Origin of the sequence: Pseudomonas sp. NPDC077451 (assembly GCF_044543345.1) — a bacterium.
Taxonomy (GTDB): Bacteria; Pseudomonadota; Gammaproteobacteria; order Pseudomonadales; family Pseudomonadaceae; genus Stutzerimonas.
Window position 1 is genome coordinate 1 of record NZ_JBITVX010000009.1, and the last position, 17,298, is coordinate 17,298.

A 17,298-nucleotide genomic window follows, 5' to 3' on the forward strand; every position below is an offset into this window, starting at 1 on the left:
CCCATCGACCAGACGTTGCTGACCTGGTTTTCCAGTAGAGGCAGATGGGCGCATAGAGCTTCCGGCGACGCGCTGGCCAGCGCGGTGCGCTCGTGGGTTCGCCAGCGCTGATGCCAGAGTTTCTTGTCCTCGCGCTCGCTACGGCAGGTCGTGTGCCCAACGATGGGCGTTTTGCGGCGGCTGCGGCTCATGATGTGGTTGTCTCCAAGAACATTCAGGACAGGCTTTCTGGGTAGAGCGCCGTCAACCGGGACAGGGTTTCTTGCACTTGTTCCAGCGAGGTCATCAGATGATCAACCTGATCCTGAAGATCCACGGCGAGATCAAATAGCTCAGCCACTCGGCTGCGTGATCCCTCGTTGAACGCGGCCATTGCCAGTTGATGCAGCTTCAACAGGTCGGTGCGCAGTTGCGGAGGTGCGCCGTCTGCGCTGTCATTCAAATCGCCGCGCAGCACGTCCACGGCATCGACTGCACGCAGCAGTGCCGTGGTATCGAAATTCTCGGGAGTCAGTTCGTCCCATTCGTCGTCGGTGATGCGGGCTGCCATCAGGAGAGCTCCGATTAAGCGGTTGCGAGCGTTAGATGCCCGATCGGCTCGGCTGCTGGCCGTACCTTGATTTCGATGTCGTAGCCGAGGCGATTCAGACAATCCATCAGCTTGCGTTCGGATAGATTGGTGAAGTCGCCGCGCATCATGCCCGACACCTTCGGTTGCGGGATGCCCATGCGTTTGGCCGCCGCTTGTTGAGTCAGCCCAAGGGCGCGCATGGCCCTCCTGATCTCGACCACCAGGCCGGTCTTGATCTTGAGCTTTTCAGCGTCAGGCAGTCCAAGGTCGGCAAAGACGTTGCCCGAGCTGCGCTGAACCTCGACGCCTTCAATGATTCGTTTTTGCATTTCGTAGCTCCTGTGCCAATACCTCGGCCACCTTCAGCCGAGCGCGGATGATGTCCATGTCGGCCTTTGGCGTGGCGATTCCGCTCTTGCTCTTCTTCTGGAAGCAGTGCAGGACGAACACCGCTTCCGCAAACTTGACCGTGTATACCGCTCGATAGGTGCCGCCGGCATCGTCTTCGACGACCTCCAGCACGCCGGTACCACCGAACCCCTTGAGCACCTTTGCTGCGTCATCCTGATCGCCTATCTGCGCCAACGAGAGCGCGTAACCGAAACGGCGACGCACGTCGGACGGCAACGCCATCAAATCCTTGTGGCTGCTCGCGATCCATTCGAGCGGTTTTTCTTTGTTTGTCATGACGGAATTTTATACCTGTTCAGGTAATGATGTAAACGCGGCAACCTCAAGGAGGTGTCGTAAAACATTAGCGTACGATTTTTTCCGAATTCTGCGGGCACCCCTTCTACAACTCGGCGATCCTGTCCCTGCTGCTGACGAAGTACGAGGCAGCTGGCAATGCCAAGGCGCTGGCGTTGATCACGCAGATGTCGCCAGCGGCCTGGCGGCACATCCTGCTGAACGGGCATTACACCTTCCAGACTGACGGCAAGTTCATCGACCTGGATGCGCTCGTGGCGGGACTGGAGCTGGGCTGACGGAAATTTCTGGGATTCCGGCGTACAACCCCTTACTGGAGCTTTGTCACGCATTAGGCTCAGCAAATAATCGTTAGCCTCTTTCCATGGATCTCCATTTGAATGCAGCAGAAACGGGAAGTTATATAAATCAGAGTAGTTATCTCCGCCAACCTCACCAACCTGATATAAATTTTCAGAGGCGCTCCCTTCCAGCATAATTTTTTTTGCGCCGGGCACTTCACTGACGTACAGGCTCGAGAATGCGTTTCGAAAGGCCGGAAGAAGAACTAGCCGCGCTTCGTGCAGAGAATTTCGATAGGACATGATTCACCCTTAACTTGGATGAGTCGAGACTAGCGATTAGTCATTTACGATGCATCCCAAGTCGGTGCTATGAAACCTCACCGCAGCAGTGGCGTGAAGGCGACATTGCAACTGAAGCCGCAGTAGAAGCCCTCCACCTCAAAGCAGCCGGTAGCGCGGTCATGCGCAAAGAGCTTGAGATGACGAGCAGCCAAGCCCCATCCGGGCGATCTGCTACTCAGGCTATATCGCCGCTCACTCGGGTTTTCAGATGCGATGTGTCAACGATCCATGTTACGGAGGAAGATCTCTGCGAAAACTGTCAATCACTTCTTGTTAAGCGACTCCACCCATGGGTCCAACTTATGGAATAGTGAGGTACAGCAGCATCACGTCACGCTCGGTCATACGTCCTGTGACCGATGCGACGCGGATCAGGTGGCGGAATTGACCGGGGCGAAGGGATGCGGCGCGGCGAGTGGCGGTGGCCATGGAATGCTCTCTGTCAGGATTGGACGGGGATCGAGGTCGATCCTGAGAGAGTCGGCAGCGGGCCTCCTGATCAGCATATCAGCAGGCCCGGCGCGGTGTTCACGGAAAATACGGTTCGCGCTGTAGCGCGAGCGCTCCTCTCTCATGCAGTCCGAGCTACTGCGGCGGGCGTTCGATGGACCCCTTAGGATGCTCGCTAACGAATCACTTTGAGTCGCTTTACGGAATGGGCGCGCTGCTCGTCCAGGGAGTTGTAATAGGTACTTTGCGTCGTCGCGAGGCTACTGTGGCGAAGATCTGCCTGCAGGTCTTTCATATCTCGCAGTGGTGCATCGAAAGTCGCCGATGTATGGCGCAGCCAATGCAGCGACGCTGAGCGCAGCTCCGCGACTTCGTCGGGAGTCCAGCCTTCTCCGATCATTCTCTGGAGCGACCTGTCGAAGACCATCTGGATGAGTAAACGAACGTGGCGGTCGGACAGCCCACCCCTTCCGTTCAGAGTACTGATCAGAGGGGTCTTCTCGTGCGCTCCCGGCAGGTCTGACAGCCCGAGCACTCTGCGGTACCGGGTTAGGTATGTTTGGATGTAATCATCCCTTATGCTGACCTTTGCGGCCTTGTTTCCCTTGCCCACTACATAGAACCACCAGTTACCTGCCGTGTCGCGACGGATGTCGCCCATCGTGGGCGTCCAATTGGCTCTGCCGACGAGATCCGATACTCGTAGATACATGGAGAACATGGTCGCGATGATGAAAAGCGTCCGCTCGTGTCGAGCGTCCTCGGCGGCCATGATCTCAGCCGTTTCGAGCACATAGCTCCACTGTAGCTGGGTAAGAGAGCGGGCGGCGCTGTCGCTTCTGTTCCGCTGCTTGTAGACCGATTTTTGTTTTATAGCTCGGAACGGATTGACCTCCGTTAGGGACTCGTCGATGGCGTACTGGTAGAAGCTGCCACACACAGCGAAAACCTGCGCAACCGAGCCTTGCGACATTGTATATGCGGTACCGTGGCCACCAATCGGCGGTTGCTCTACCGATCGTTCTCTTTTCGGGGCGGTGACATTGAATGGACGCCAGCTCTCGTTCACGACGTATGGATCAGACGCTTGTATCTTGCGGCCACCCACCCGCACAAATCGTGATTTCACGATCGGCCCAACCCAGCTCTTCGGCGGGGCCAGACAGAACTCCATAAACGACTCGGCGTCCTTGCGGCGAAGGGTCAGTAGAGGTATTTGCTGGACCAATAGTGACCACAGCAGCAGCCGCTCGACATGCGTGCGGTACGAATTGAATGTCGCCTCATTACCCGCGTAGGACTTTAAGAAAGCGCGTACAGCCATGTACCCTTCAACCGGGCGAAGATCATGGGAGCATCGCGCTAGGAACTGCTTTACGGCTTGATTCTCGCCAGTCAGGTCTAAAGCGTTAAGATCAAGAAATCTGCTGTACGTATCGAATAGAGGCGTTGGTCCGGGGATCTTCATCAATCGCTACTGCATAACCAGTTTGGACAAGAAGTTTGCACCGGACAGAGCCGTAACGCTGCTGTCGCCGGCTGCGCGTTGCGCAGCAAAGATCGTATCTGCATCTTTCATCTCGTTGAGTCCGTGCTGGTTCTGTTAAACAGAGCCGTCAACGCTTTCCGAACGCCGGATTTCTTCAACACGTCACCCCAGGAGTGGATACGATATTCGGCACCGCTTTTAGATATGTGCGTGCCAAATTCTGCATTTAGGGAGGCTACGTACGTATCGATATTGCCCTTGCTCAAGCCAGTCAGCTCGGCCACTGTTGTTGCAGTAGCTGGAGTCAGTTTATCGATGGCGGCGAGCACTGCTAGTAGACGGCCCGCATGCCCTTTCGGGTACTGAGGGACGCCATGCTTGTTAATGGGGAACTCCAACGCAGCGCTCCAGCGAGGTACTGATAAACAGAACCACTATAGACACTACAGAAATTAGGGTCGATGACTATGGAGAAGCCTAGAGCGGTGCGACCCATTAAAGCAGTATGTACGCTGCGACCATGAGGTCTACTCCTAGCAGGGTTACTGCGAGCCAAAGACCTTGTTCTACGTTACGAAGATTCGTGTGATGACTCTCACTAGGCTCTCTAAGACCGCGAGGGCGCCCTGGATTTTCCTCCCCGCCGCGCTCCCGGCGGGCTGGATCGGCGTCTCTGAACAGTTTCTGCCTGTAAATGCAGCCGGTGACAAGCAAGCCGACAAGTAGAACGGCAATAACAAGCGTGGCGAGTAAACCGGCCTGATTGAATGTCATGGTGACCCCTTCCGGCTAGCCAAAATCAACTCCTAATCAGAATTATGGTCATCCCGAGCGCGCCTGCAGCTCCGTGCAGTAGGATCGGGAGCAGCAACCCGCCTGTCTTTATCCTCGCGACTGCGAACACGACCGCAAGCAAAAACATAAGCACATTCGTCACCCAAAACTCATAGCTGTGCATGAGCATGAACACCGTGGCGCCGACGAGGACGGCAGAAACCGTGTAAAACCGGTTGCGCTTGAACGGCAGAGCCGCCAACAAGAAATGCCTGAATGCCAGCTCCTCGGAGATAGGTGCTACGACTATCGCAAGTAGCGCGATGAAAATCAGCTGCGAGAGGTCGGCGTTGGTTACAAAGGAAAGCCACGGCTCAAGCGGAATACCCTGGACCCACTCGATGATCTCGCTTATTGCGTATAGCGCGGCGACGGCGGTAAGCCCAGTCACGTACGCCCGGCGCGAAATAGCGCCTCGCCCCCCTAAGCCTTGGAAGTATCTACTTTGTAGCAAATATAGTGGGCCCAGGATCAGGATGCCGGTTATGTGCTGCGCGGCGAGGCGCGCCGAAGTGCTCATTGCGCCGACCTGAAGCGAAACCAGCGCGGGGACGATGACCCAAACCGAGAACGCAACCAGACAGAAGGCTGCACCTCTCCATGATTCTCCGTACCGCCGCTTAGAAACTGTCATAGATACCCTTGGGTAGCTTTGAAGACGGTCTTGCACACGCCTCCGGGTTCGTCATTTGCAGCGGCCCCGCCATGCGCCCTATACTGACAACGGTTGCTCCTTCGCAGAGCCAATCAGAGACCCGCAGCGTTGCCGCGATGCGGGTTTCGCCTTTGACGCCCTTATTCGACATTTCCATCGCCCTTGGCACTCATATTCAGTGGCTGCGTGCTGCGTTGCGCCAAACTGGCGATGCAGTCAGCGCGGGTCACGATCGAGCCTTTGTGAACTCCCTTCTGGCCAAAGTACCCAGCCGGAACCTCCAGAGCCGCAACGGAAACCTCATCAACCCCCCTCTTCTCCAAGCTTCCCGGCGTCAAATCGAGTACCTCGAGCACGAGTCCTTCTGCGCCGATCCAAGCTGCCGAAAGCGGCGAGGGAGTGTTCTTCATCCAGAGGTAACGTTTGGCGGGCGCGTCCCATATGAAGAGCATGCCCGGCCTGGGGTCCGCACGCTTCTGAAGCCCCCACATTATCTGTTCGTTGGTCCTAGCAACCGGCACCCGTACAAACTCGCCGTTATCGAAGTGGATGTCGCACATCTCGTTAAAAAAGGGCTCACGGTTGCACCCTGCGAGGGCAAAAAACAGGCTCAAAGATCCGGCTAGCAGAACAGGCGCTTTCACGTTCGTCACTCCTACATTGACATGAAATCAGCTAGCGCCGACTATACTACTTACGTACGTAATTACCTACGTACGCATAAAATCGGCGGCTACCGATTCAACTGTGGGATGCAAATAAAGTCGCATCCTAAGCTACGCCAATTTTCTGGACTGTTTTGAAAGACTCAGGCTTGGCAGGCGGGCAAAGTGTCATTCTGAAAGGATCGCGTGGCATTGGGCGCGGCCTGAATCGTGAAAATAAAGTCTCATACTTTCGAGCGTCTGAATCGTCGCCCACTACCGCCGGGCCTGAGACACCAACAAGGAGGGCGTATGCCCAAAACCCGGAATCACCTCACCCCGGCCGAAGCAGAGGCCAAGGGGCTGCTTTGCTGCAAACACCTCAAGGAGCGCCACCGCCTCATGCCGGGACTGAATACCCGCCCCGCTGGCAGCGTCTGGCAAGGTCAGGGCGCTTACTATGTGTATAACCCGGCCGAGTGCGTGCCGTGGCGCTGGGAGCCTGGCCCTGCCCAGCTCCGTCGCCAGTCTGTTGCCAGGCGCGCCCAATATCTGATTGGCGGCGATTGCCTCACGCTGGACACCGAAACCACCGGCCTCGGTGATGACGCCGAGATTTGCGAGATAACCATACTCGACGTGACCGGCGCACCGATCCTCGACACGCTGGTACGCCCGACCCGGCCAATCCCGGTCGAGGCGACAGCGATTCACAAAATCACCGACGCCATGGTGGCCAGTGCGCCGAGCTGGCCCGAGGTGGCCGAGCAGTACGCCGCCGCCGTTGCTGGCCGAACCGTCGTTGCCTACAACGTCGCTTTTGATGCGCGCTTGCTGCGGCAGACCTACCAGATACACGGACTCACCGCGCCAGTGTTGACGACCGCTTGCGCGATGCTGATGTATGCCGAGTGGCATGGAGAGTACGACCGGAGCCGCGACCGCTGGCGATGGTTGAAGCTGATCGAGGCTGCGACCGACTGCGGCGTGGCAGAAGACGGCGCACACCGCGCCCTTGCCGACGCCCGCATGACGCTGGGTGTGCTGCGATACTTGCAGCGCCGCACGAACGGACGGCGACCGGCTGGGCCGAAAGTGGCCACCGTCCCGCAGGAGGCTTTGCCCCCTGTTTTAGGATGAAACTCTATTTCAAAGAATGAGACTTTATTTGTACGGATGAATCTTTATTCGCATCCCACATCAACGTCTAGGAGCGAACTAATGAACATTGTCTTCCCTGCGAAAAAGACCGATGCGCTGCTTGCCTTACAGCCCGGCGAAAGTCTAATGATCGCGTGCAACGACATGACGGTTCAGTCCGTGCAGTCATCTATCCAGTCGATCGCTAGCAAAAAAGGAATCGGACTCGGATGCATCACTCAGCGGAAAGCACTGATCGTCTTCGACGAACAGACACTCCCTATACCAGTCATCGTCGTGACGAAGCAGGCACAGGCGAGCCTCAAAGAAGTAGTTCGCGCTGTTGCCAGTTAAACCAATAGTCCACCAGCCGGATGCTTTTCCGGCTGGCCTTCAACCAGCTCACAGTTCCACTGATGCAATGGTCGTCTGCGTCTGGCTATTGATCAGCTCGAGATGGACACCCATCACTTGAGCTTCGAGTTGCCCGTTCGCAACCCCTGGGACGTATAGATAAGCTCTTCCCTTCACCGCCAGCGCACCGGTTGCTCTCGCACTTTCGATAGTCCTCGCCATACTCTCGTCTTCTACTCGCAAGGCACAGGGGGTGCTGGAAGGCTGAATTAGTAACGAGACGCCCTGTCGGTTACGAAGCGGCGCCTGCCAGCAATACTGCCCATAACTAGTCACTGGGAAACTGCTTTCGGAAACGCTATATGGACCAATCAGTATGTTAGACAGGTTCAGTGGGTACTCTGCGTAAGTGGATACCGGGACACTGTAGTAATCATGCCGACGGAAGTTGTCCAGTTCTCGTTGAATCCTAGGTAATTCTGCCTTGGCGAGATGCTGCTTTTCAAACGTATCTGGCTCCGACATATACGCGAGAGATAGCGACTCAAGCTTTTGCTCGTCTGAAAAGCTCTGCTTTGACTTAGCAACCAGCAGATACGAAAGAAGCTGACCGTGAGGCAAACCGTTGAGATCAATATACTCGTCCCAAGGAACGGAGCTGTCACCCTTCTGCTGAGCGCCTTGCGTTGTCACGTTCTGTACCAAGGATTCTGGCGCAACCTGAGTTTGAGGCGTCGCCCGAACCGCTACATCGTCTTCCCCACAGCCTGCTACCGCGAACATACACGTTAGAACGACCCCAAACGGCTTCAAATCCATCGCGTCGCAACCCTTAGCCAAAGATGACCCCAAGATTAGATTTCCACTCCCCGGACTTCGCACGGTCGATACGCAGACCAATCACTGGAAGTTGCGGGGTACGAGTAATTAAGCGCATAAGCGCGGGCCGATTACGCTCCTCGTCAAGCTCCCAGGCGTCAATCTGTTCGAAGGGGATCTGGCGCTCGGTTCCATCATTGACATCAATGTACAAGGCGACCTTCTGATGGGAATCGAAGCCGACATATCGATTATATAGGACCGACATGATCTCTTTGTCGGGATTAAAACCTTTGTCTCGATGCATAGCGACACGACGCTCGAGCCGACTTGCCAAGCGAGCAGGCATCCACGAACAAACCAAGTACCCAAGAATAAGATATCCGACAGAGCAAACGAGTACAGGTATCGAAACGGAAAGATCCCGGTCCAAGTTGAAGTAAGCAATGAGGGCGATGGGTAAGACGAATATCAGCCCAAAAAAGTACAAAGAGCGGAACGCATACCATAAAACGTTCATAAGGCACCTCTCGGCAGGTATTTCGTATCCGGCATGCTCTACGGAATAGAGTCATGGTTTAAAGCTAGCATAGGTTAGGCAACACAGCCAGCTCAACAGCTGGCTGTGCGACTGGAGGTTAGGCTTTAAATCCAGGCCCAGAGCCATTCGACCTTGCGCGGGGGCCACCCGCCGAGCGAGGCGTCATATGCTCTAGCTTGTTCGAGAATACATTCAGTGCCGACCTCACTTTGTCATTTTCGTCTTGACCAGACACAGCTGCGGCGTGCCCACCCACCCAGTTAATAACGCGGTCAGGAACGATAAAGATCAAGTTGAAACAGGTATGTACGAGGTTGAGGCACATAGATGCGTAGATTGCCAAGAAAAATATTATGCTTGCGATGCCAGTCACCGAGTCGAACTGCGCGTTCGCAATTGCAATACCGAATAGCTGATTAAGAAGCGTGCCTCCCGCTATAACGCCCGCGCCGCCTAGCAAGAACCCAATGACCATTAGGATCGGACGGACCATGACGTTTAACAGGTATATATACCCATGCGCCGTTCGGTGGCCTAGGCCGTCCCCTTCCCCGCCTAGGTGCGTAATCGCCCATAACGGGGCGGCGATTATCGCCTCACCCACTACGACGAGCCAGTTTACTGCCGCAGCGAACCAGATGATGAAAGGAACCATCGGAAGATAGGTAGAAAGCGTACCGCCCAGCAAGAACAACGCAATCAAGATCATAACGATAAAGGGCGACATAGCATCTAGGACACCTTGTAGCGCGTCGCCGATTGAAGTTATAGCGTTTGCTACCTTCGCAAACATGCCACCAACGGACCACCCATCTTTGACTTGCGCAATAGACTTAGCGACTACATAAGCCCCCAAGCCTGTTTCCGCCATAACCAAAGTGTAGTCACCAAGGTTCTTCATCTTGATCAGAGGGTTTACCTGACCGCGCCCCTCGCCGCCGAAATTGATGTCCGCCATGTAGTTAACTAGTCGCTGTCCAGGCGCTTGGAAAAAACTTCCGATGACGTTCGCTGCGTCCGCCCCTGCAGCGCCGCGGCTATAGTCACCAGAGCTGGTCGTGCCGAGCGCGGGTGTATAGGTTGAATTTGCGCGCTGTGATTTGTACGCGGTCATCGCGGACTGATATACCTGAACGATTGCTGGATCGCCGTCGGATGACATGCCATAGGTCGACGCCTTGGCAGCTACCGCATCGGATAGCTTGGTGTTGGCCTGCGCGAATGTTTGGTACCAGGCCCCCAAAGTCCACCAGCCCTTTTCCTTGATCGAGGCGCTAACTTTAGCTGCGAGCGCCTCAATATTCCCTTGCTTGGTTGAAGCCCGAGCGCTGATGGTGTTCTCGTACTGCTGGGCAGCGGATTGGATAGCGATCTCGGCGTCAGGGATCGGCGCTCCTCCGTTCTGTCTAACCACTGTGGCGTTGACGAAGTTCTGCGCTCCAACCGTGAGGGATCGCTGCATAGCCTGGAGCCCTTGAAGGTGCGCCTGCCGCAAGTCAGCGTAATCGATCCACCCGGAAAAAAAGCCGGTGTTAGAAGGCGTGACATCGAGCTCTAGGCCGTTATTAATGTCGGCGCCGCCGCACGTGAAGCTTGCATTCTTAAGCACAAACCCGGAGGCAGTCGGCGACTGCTGCACATAACCGGCTGTAAGGGCGGTGGCCCCGCTCGCTTGTGCTTGCGCGATCCCGGCGTTAATGCCGTGCATGCACAGATTCATCTCGAATACGGCATGGGCTAAGTTGAGCGTACTAGGCATCACCGGCTGAACCACCATCGATTTCCCATCGCTAAACGCCTCAACCGACGCGTCCACACCCATGTTTGCGATGCCTACGCCCATAAGGGAAGCGGCCCACAGCATTAGCAATTGCGCCAGAGACCATCCGTTTGCGGTTGGGACTAGTGACGCAAGACCCCACACGAGCCGCATTGGCCCCCACAAGGTGTGCTTCTCGCGATCGAAGATCGTTCCATCGTGGGCAGTCTGCGTTATCTTCCGGAACATCACATAGCAGGCAAAAATTGCCCCTATGACCAGAAGCGCACCGTTAGTAACCTGAAAAACACTCGCGAGGATCGTATCACCGCCGCCAGCTCCTCCGGTCGCCAAAGGGTTGTTCACGACATTCCCATAGATGGCGACCAGCGCCTCGCGTGAGCTGTCGGTGGATCGCTGAGCCGCGGCTGTAATTTCTCCCAGCGTCGTGCCGTTCGGGGCTTCTTGAGCTTGAATCTGGCTACTGAGAGTGGCGGCTGCAACGATCAAGAGCATGGAGCCACGAACATTGTCACTCGCCATGGTGCGCTCCTCCTTTGTCCGTGCTGATCTCCGGATCAATCGTGACCAACCACCAGCGCGGCTCGCTCCGGACGAAATCTGCGAGTCCTCCACCTTCGGTTGAAGAAAGGCGCTTGGTTTTTAACTGCCAAAGCCGTAGTTGGGCGGACAGCGCGAAGAGAAAGCACAACGGTTGACTCGCTAAGATGGATACGAGTCCCAGGACCGAGCCCTTCACATCGCCCGCGATAAGGCCGCCTATTAACCCAATCAGCCCAAAAATAGCGAAAACAAGCCCGGCGAAAACGGATGCACGCTTCCGACCCAAGAAGTAACGGCGCAACTCGAGAATGTCTAACGCATCTTGAGACCGGCGTGCCATCGCCTCTTCAAACGATTCGTCGCGGTACTCCCCTTTCCCAAAGCCTTTGCGGATGGTTTCGCTAGCGTCGTCCTTAAGCTCGCGCAATCTGCCTAATGAGGCCCTGTTGCGCTCGATTTCACGCTTGGTTAATCGAACCGAGTCACCAATAGCACGAAACGGCAAGACAACCCGCGAGATCACGCCAACTGCGCTCCTAGTCTTCGATGTTTTATCGTCCGACATTAGTTGCCTCCCATCGCGCCGTCTATTGAGCGATACTTACTCATCAAAAGTGGCTGATATTCTTGACGAAGTTCGCTGGCAAGATTCACTCCGCTAATGATGTTACTTTTCTCAACCTCATCCTTTAAACCAAGCAACAGCCAATTCTGCAACGATGCGACTCTAATTTGCTCGCGCATCAAATTGTCTCCGCTCATATTCTGAAGGTCGGCCTGATATTCCGTGTTGGCGTACCTACGGCCCACTTCGAACGACTCGAATTCGCGCGCTGACATCTGTCCTGTCGCTTTAGCCTGCTCGGACGCGGTGCGGTTGAAATAAGAAGCGGCAGAGGTTGATTGTTTGGCTTCTGCTAGTAGCTCTGCTGTCGCTGGGTTCGGCTGGCTGTTCGCTAGGCGCTGCTCTTGCGGCTCCGATGCTGCGCTAAGCGCAGCCAGAAACTGAGTCAGTAGGCCGATGTACGAGACGCCCGCAGGCGTTTCAGCCTCACCCTTTTTTAGGTCGGGGCCGATGGAACGCCGAATCGAGTTCTGGATATACATCTGCGCTGCATCCGTCTGCGCTTGCGAGAACGTGAGATCTGCCACCTTGCCATCCGGACCAGCACCGTGAAGCACGGAGTCCAACCGCTTATCAGCTCCAGGCATTTCGGCTGAGGGCGCAGGGCAAGACGGAGATCCGCCGTAGGCTGCGAAGTCCTTTGGGTCACAATACTGCGCGTGAATGCTTGCAGCGCGCATCGCATCAATTTCCGCAGGCTGCGACGGTGAGTTAACAGCGGCCCTGATACGCGCATTGGATATGATCGCAGTACCGGCTTTCACGCTACTTTTGGCTGCCGTCGCCGCCTGTATCACCTGTCCGGCACCGCCAGAAGCTGCCTCGCTGCAAATCATCTGAGGGACGTGGTAACGCTGACGAGCATCCTCGCGCCGACGGTACTTCTCCTGCGAGGCATCGAACTCCCGCCCCGTTTTAGCAGCGGTCTCAACAGTATTAGCAACCCGCTCGCCATTCTCATTAATGGCGGTGCCAACTTGATATAGCAGTTGGCTGACGCTCTGATTCATAGCTTGAACAGAAGCATTCACACCAGTAACGGACCCGTTAACAGTATTAACGGCCATTGTTATCGACATATTTGCGGCCTGGACGGCCCCTACGACGCACCCGTCACACACGGCATATGCCGGATTAGCTAGCCCAGCCCCGGCAATTAGCAAAAGCGACCCGAGGGGCTTGATGTTCATACCCTTCATTCTGTTACCTCCAGTGCCGCTTGCCGCCCCCGCAGAAACTTCCTGTAAAGCCGCTCGGCCAGGATCTCAACAACAGACAGCGCCTCGTGCTCTTGGGCGTTATTACGCATCATCTCTATCGTTTCCATTGCGCTCCCGAGCGGAAAGTGCTCGGCAAGTATCTTGCGCGCAGAGTAGGGACCGATCTTTTTGTAGAGACGGTTTCTAAGGGCGACATCCTCTTGCGTTGTAGAGAAAGCCCACATCTCTATTGGACCGGCCGTGTTGGTTAGCATCTGGATAACGGTGCCAACTTTCGTTTTAAATACCGCTAGGAAATTACCGCCCTCTGCGCTCGGCCCCTTAGCCTCGCGCTGTAGCCTTTCGATCGCAGCGTCAGAAACATCAAAATACTTTTGCAAGAGCGCTTCGTCAGTTTGCGATCCGCCGCGCATTACATAGGCAGCCGTCGCTGCATTTAAAAGCTCTTCCGGGTAATCTTCTAAATACTGTGAAGCACCGACTATTCGAACACCCCATTTTCGCCCCTCACGCCCGTCCTTGATCATTGAAGCGATGAACGCTGTTTGTCCCTTTGTGTTGTGTACTTCGTCGTATGCAATGGTCTTCTGCTCATCTTGAACATCAGCGATACGCTTCGTGTGGTAATCGACATACAGCGCAGGGAGCAGCGGAATAAGAACCTCTTCGCGCAAGAAGTAGTTCTTGGCTGCGAGCTGCCGCGCGAACATATACATGATCGCAGTACGAAGGCTACCCTCTGCAGTCTTCGCACCGATCACGTCGTTTAGGTCGAGCGAAATTACGCGCGTATTGGAGTTCAATTCAAACCGAGTCCGGCCTGAAAAGACCTCGTAGGTGTTCGTCGCAAGGGTAAAGCAGCGAGTCATAAACTTTAATAGGGGTTCTCCGGTCTTTGTTGGAACACTTCCGAACATTGACTGGATACTCTCGTTATTAAGATACGCCGCGAAATCAGGAAGGATTGGCACAGCATAGCGCTGCGCGATTGCGGCCTCAGTAACGTAGCCTCCTTCAAAAAGCATGTCAGTTACTTCCCACCAGTTAGCCTCTGACCACCAGTTGTCGTCGTAACGATCCTTCAACCCGCTTTTAACGAGCAACTCATCGATCTCGGGTTCGAGAGTTGTTTCATAAGGAATGGGTGAGCCCTCGCTTCGGTCGCGGTAAGCAATCTCGACGAGCATCTCGTTTACCCTTGCACACTCGGGCGAGGGAGGAACTCGATCAGCAGGGTCGGTGCAAAACAGGGTCAACAGATCAACGAGGAACTCTTTCTCTCGTGAAGTAGGGAAGCGGCACCCTAGCTGGGTATCGAAAGGGTTGACCGCGTAGGCTTTGCTATTTTGGAGCCGAAGATAGACGGCCTCGTGCTTGCGCTGGCTTGGTAGCGATTCACGGATGAGACTGATCAGACCGGAAGATGAAGGCCCAACGTCGATGATGGTCATGAGGGGAAGCCGGACGTTACCGGCGCGGTGGATCGTCGCGTTGTTCATCGTGTTGAGCAAAACAGACTTTCCCGACCCAGGCGGGGCGGAGATAAGCTCAATCCACGTGTCCTGCAAGCGGCTCCCAAGCTGGATCGGGTAAATCTTACCGTCTGGCGTACGAACTATGAGCGAGCCATTTTGTGCCCAAGGAGTGGCAGGACGCTGAAGCGGCATAATGGACAGTGCCTCGGTGAGAGGCGGAACCAACAAATTCGCGAGGTTCTTTGTCGTAAACGCGGGGATAGTAGAAGCCCACGCTGCGACTGGATCACCTTGTGTCGTAGTAACTCCGGCAATTCCCCAACCTTGGATGGCCTTCTCCAATGCCGCCATGCGACGCATTGTTTCCACCTTGGAGTTCGACCACGTCGACGCGGTAAACTGCATCTGGCATATCGCATCGTGCTTGACGCGCTGCTCGAGGTCGAGGAATGACTGTCTAATCCCTTGATTGCTCGGAAACATGCCCGTGAATGAAGCAAGCATGCGCCTGCCCCGCATCGCGTCGAGGCCTCCAGGCCTCAAATCAATTCGAACACGCCACGGAATTTCGCGGTCGACACTAGCGAATAGAGACGAAAAAGGCTGAGGCTCTTGCGGGCCTAGATCCATAGACAAGTTGCCATGCCAAAGGCTGTCGGTGACGACAAGCTGGTCGGTCAGGCAGATGTCATCCGTGCATATCTGGTACGACAGCTTGGGTAGAGCGAGGTCCGAGTAATCATTCTCGCGCTCAGGACCTCTCGGAATGATCCGATCACCAATCACTACGGGGCGAAACTTCTGAGACGTCCGCTCGCGATTAACCATTATCCGCACACGCTTGACCGCCTCGTGAGCAGTGAGCGCGCTCAGCATGATGCCAGGGCGCCCTGCAGTGCCTGAACGTTCGAAGTCCTTTTTGATGCGATCAATCATTGTGTCGTGACGGTACTTCATTGCCATAAGCACAGCGGCTGGGCTCTGGCCAAACTCCATATTAGGCACCTTGTGATTCGCGGCCTGCTTTGCACGTTCTTTGAGCTCACGTTTCTGCTCGTTGGGGTCCATCACCGAAAGATGGGTGTAGACAACCAGCAGGCTCTGCTCCCATGCACATAGCGGTGCGTTACGCCGAACCCTGTCAAGAATGATGTCCTCAGAAGCAAGCCCCATTCGCCGAGCTGCAATCAGCTGGGGTTCTGCAAGACGCATCAGTTCGTCCAATGCCCTATCTGGATCACGTTCAAAGCTAAACGTAAGTGAGTGCCCATAACGACGCATGTAACCGTTCATGCTAATCCGAAGGTTTTCTATCATCTCCATGAAGTCGGGGTCGGAGAGAATTTGATAGGTCCCCTGGCACTCAAATACGGTAATAAGGGTATTATCTTCACCAACAAGAATATAAGGCGCAGACAGGTTTGGGTGACGACGAACGTCTTCATCAGTTAGGCCGACTGCGGAAGCAAGCTCACAATAACTAACTAGATCTTTACCTACCATATACCGCGAAATGTAGGCAATTGTGCTTTCTACTCCGTCGAGTACCTTCTCTAGTATTGTCATTTCGACCTCTTAACCTGGGGCGTTCAGGATGTTGTAATAGACCAGCGCCCAATTGTGCGCCTTGGTTTTTCCGTAGGGGCCAACTCCCCATTGATCTGCTTCCGCTTCTAGCTCGGCGGGATCAATCGCCAAATGTAGCCCTTCAAAAACGTGGTCTTGCTTAAGCTCGCCCTGTTCACCGGTCTTGGTCAAAGCCAAAGCAAACGCCTTGGGCTCCGACGTACCGCACGCCTCCTCAACATACAACTTGTGGGAAGCTAACCAGTTGAGGATTTTTTTCGCTTGGGCGCGCATTGTTTCGTCACCTGACCTCAACGCCACTCCAACCGCCTTTTGAAGTAAACTAACCGTTTTACGAGAGAGCCCCGGAAGATAACAAACATACCCGGAACCTTCAGGAATTTGACCCAGATGAAGGGATGCATGGCAAACACAACATATTGTCGCCAAGTTGCCTTCTGTTTCATCCGTGTGATTGTTATTTATATGATGAACGCCATTTCCGCCGTACTTAAAACCGCAGTATTGGCAGATGCCATTATCTCTCTTCAACGCAACGTTATTGGCCGGAGTAAGGGCCGCGTTCGGCCCCCAATGCGATTCGGTACGGCAGCCGTAAATCTCGCTCTGGGTCCCGAAACGAAGCGTCGCTAAAACCTTGGTATCAAAGTTTTGCCCCAATATTGACTGGGGCGAAACGTCCGATGGTTGAACATCCGCAGGATCGGTTGAAGCTGCTTTGCCGTTATTCATACCTTGCCTCTCGCGATCCTGCGTGACGATCGTGTTACTGGGGAATTTGGCCTTGAGCCGCGGCCTCGATGCCTACGGTTTCACCGGAGGTAGTGAGCACATAACCAGTCGCTCCAAGCGCCGCGCCGCCAAGAAGAGGGATGAGTACCTGCTGCCCCGTGATGCGGGTCTGCTCGCCCTCTTTACCTTTGCGCCACAAGTTGTAGCCACCCAGGCCGGCTAGAATGAACCCGACGGCAGCAAAGACACGGCCGACCGATTCCTTGATCGAGTCGCCTTGCTCAGCACCAGTCTCAGCCATGGCACCCCAGCCTTGCGCTCGGGCCGTAGTTGAACCGACTGTCAAAACCAAAGTAGTAACCGAGGCGGATGCCATCATGATTGCCTTCTGCTGAGGGCACTTCGCAATTTCCGTTGTTTTGGCAATCAAAGCGATATGCGCTTTACGGCCAACATCGGCAATCGACTCGAAAGGACGGAGAACGAGGTTTTTCATTTGGTGACT

The 17,298-nt window shown here is 55.1% G+C and carries 16 protein-coding genes and 2 pseudogenes; 3 read left to right on the top strand and 15 right to left on the bottom strand.

Going from position 1 to position 17,298, the window contains the following annotated elements:
- From ACIGHL_RS14890 to ACIGHL_RS14905, 4 genes and pseudogenes are all read right to left on the bottom strand, one after another.
- Window positions 1-191, bottom strand: a pseudogene (locus ACIGHL_RS14890) (hypothetical protein); the annotation flags it as partial.
- Between the two features lie 23 nt (window positions 192-214).
- Complete coding sequence (locus ACIGHL_RS14895; protein WP_000741275.1) at window positions 215-550, bottom strand: hypothetical protein; 336 nt, start codon at window positions 548-550, stop codon at window positions 215-217.
- Between the two features lie 14 nt (window positions 551-564).
- Window positions 565-900, bottom strand: coding sequence for a helix-turn-helix domain-containing protein (locus tag ACIGHL_RS14900; RefSeq protein WP_001172026.1), 336 nt, complete (start codon window positions 898-900; stop codon window positions 565-567).
- A complete protein-coding gene (locus ACIGHL_RS14905; RefSeq protein ID WP_042933781.1) occupies window positions 881-1,258 on the bottom strand; it encodes a type II toxin-antitoxin system RelE/ParE family toxin in 378 nt (125 codons plus the stop codon). Before ACIGHL_RS14905 ends, ACIGHL_RS14900 begins: the two co-directional genes overlap by 20 nt.
- Before the next feature lie 104 nt (window positions 1,259-1,362).
- On the opposite strand from ACIGHL_RS14905, the pseudogene ACIGHL_RS14910 reads away from it, so the two are divergent.
- A pseudogene (locus ACIGHL_RS14910) lies at window positions 1,363-1,557 on the top strand (Tn3 family transposase); the annotation flags it as partial.
- Window positions 1,558-2,530: 973 nt separating this feature from the next.
- On the opposite strand, the gene ACIGHL_RS14915 reads toward ACIGHL_RS14910, so the two are convergent.
- From ACIGHL_RS14915 to ACIGHL_RS14925, 3 genes are all read right to left on the bottom strand, one after another.
- The gene (locus ACIGHL_RS14915) at window positions 2,531-3,823 is read right to left on the bottom strand and encodes a tyrosine-type recombinase/integrase (protein ID WP_376780088.1); all 1,293 of its coding nucleotides are present in this window, start codon (window positions 3,821-3,823) and stop codon (window positions 2,531-2,533) included.
- A gap of 820 nt (window positions 3,824-4,643) precedes the next feature.
- Window positions 4,644-5,348: a CPBP family intramembrane glutamic endopeptidase gene (locus tag ACIGHL_RS14920; RefSeq protein WP_499176582.1), complete on the bottom strand. Its 705-nt coding sequence runs from the start codon at window positions 5,346-5,348 to the stop codon at window positions 4,644-4,646.
- A gap of 125 nt (window positions 5,349-5,473) precedes the next feature.
- Entirely contained in the window at window positions 5,474-5,977 is a 504-nt protein-coding gene (locus ACIGHL_RS14925) for a DUF192 domain-containing protein (RefSeq protein WP_312937554.1), read from the bottom strand.
- A 312-nt stretch (window positions 5,978-6,289) separates the two neighbouring features.
- On the opposite strand from ACIGHL_RS14925, the gene ACIGHL_RS14930 reads away from it, so the two are divergent.
- Window positions 6,290-7,117, top strand: coding sequence for a 3'-5' exonuclease (locus tag ACIGHL_RS14930; protein WP_499176579.1), 828 nt, complete (start codon window positions 6,290-6,292; stop codon window positions 7,115-7,117).
- An 81-nt stretch (window positions 7,118-7,198) separates the two neighbouring features.
- Window positions 7,199-7,471, top strand: coding sequence for a hypothetical protein (locus ACIGHL_RS14935; RefSeq protein ID WP_312937553.1), 273 nt, complete (start codon window positions 7,199-7,201; stop codon window positions 7,469-7,471).
- Between the two features lie 48 nt (window positions 7,472-7,519).
- Here the strand turns inward: ACIGHL_RS14935 and ACIGHL_RS14940 are convergent, their stop codons facing one another.
- The 8 genes from ACIGHL_RS14940 to ACIGHL_RS14975 form a co-directional block, all read right to left on the bottom strand.
- On the bottom strand, window positions 7,520-8,290 hold the full coding sequence (locus ACIGHL_RS14940; protein WP_312937552.1) for a hypothetical protein: 771 nt from the start codon (window positions 8,288-8,290) through the stop codon (window positions 7,520-7,522).
- 13 nt (window positions 8,291-8,303) lie between these two features.
- A complete protein-coding gene (locus tag ACIGHL_RS14945) occupies window positions 8,304-8,810 on the bottom strand; it encodes a hypothetical protein (protein WP_312937551.1) in 507 nt (168 codons plus the stop codon).
- Window positions 8,811-8,928: 118 nt separating this feature from the next.
- Complete coding sequence (locus ACIGHL_RS14950; RefSeq protein ID WP_312937550.1) at window positions 8,929-11,133, bottom strand: DotA/TraY family protein; 2,205 nt, start codon at window positions 11,131-11,133, stop codon at window positions 8,929-8,931.
- Entirely contained in the window at window positions 11,123-11,719 is a 597-nt protein-coding gene (locus ACIGHL_RS14955) for a hypothetical protein (protein ID WP_312937549.1), read from the bottom strand. The genes ACIGHL_RS14950 and ACIGHL_RS14955 overlap by 11 nt, the downstream gene beginning before the upstream one ends.
- Window positions 11,719-12,969: a conjugal transfer protein TraW gene (traW, locus tag ACIGHL_RS14960; protein WP_312937548.1), complete on the bottom strand. Its 1,251-nt coding sequence runs from the start codon at window positions 12,967-12,969 to the stop codon at window positions 11,719-11,721. The genes ACIGHL_RS14955 and traW overlap by 1 nt, the downstream gene beginning before the upstream one ends.
- Window positions 12,970-12,974: 5 nt before the next feature.
- Complete coding sequence (locus ACIGHL_RS14965; RefSeq protein ID WP_499176576.1) at window positions 12,975-16,040, bottom strand: putative type IV secretion/conjugal transfer ATPase; 3,066 nt, start codon at window positions 16,038-16,040, stop codon at window positions 12,975-12,977.
- Window positions 16,041-16,049: 9 nt separating this feature from the next.
- Window positions 16,050-16,793, bottom strand: coding sequence for a hypothetical protein (locus tag ACIGHL_RS14970; protein WP_499176574.1), 744 nt, complete (start codon window positions 16,791-16,793; stop codon window positions 16,050-16,052).
- A gap of 34 nt (window positions 16,794-16,827) precedes the next feature.
- Complete coding sequence (locus ACIGHL_RS14975; protein WP_499176572.1) at window positions 16,828-17,289, bottom strand: DUF6750 family protein; 462 nt, start codon at window positions 17,287-17,289, stop codon at window positions 16,828-16,830.
- Window positions 17,290-17,298 lie beyond the last annotated feature (9 nt).